The following is a 285-nucleotide window of genomic DNA, read 5'->3' on the forward strand; positions in this document are numbered from 1 at the left end:
TGCCATGCCCGCTAAATCCACATGCCAAATAATATCCTTGCAGCTCAGGATGACCTCCTATAATAGCGTTCTGATCAAGTGTGTTATGGCTATACATCCCTGCCCAGCCTCGAATTATTTTTGCGTTTTCAAAGTTTGGCACCCGATGGCTTAATACCGCCCATAAATGTTCATAAAAAAAATCGCGTGACCATTTGAAGTCAATACCCGGCTTTACTTTTTCGGAATAACCCGCAATCAGGAATTTACCTTCATGCCGGAAATAAACACCCGTTGGATCAATGG

At 43.2% G+C, this 285-nt stretch carries 1 protein-coding gene; it reads right to left on the reverse strand.

What is annotated here, in order from left to right:
• On the reverse strand, nt 1-285 hold a 285-nt coding region (locus Q4550_RS23370; protein WP_303536591.1), incomplete at both ends, for an NAD(P)/FAD-dependent oxidoreductase.

It is taken from the genome of Anaerobacillus sp. 1_MG-2023 (assembly GCF_030547345.1).
In the GTDB taxonomy this organism is placed as follows: Bacteria; Bacillota; Bacilli; order Bacillales; family Guptibacillaceae; genus Guptibacillus; species Guptibacillus hwajinpoensis_B.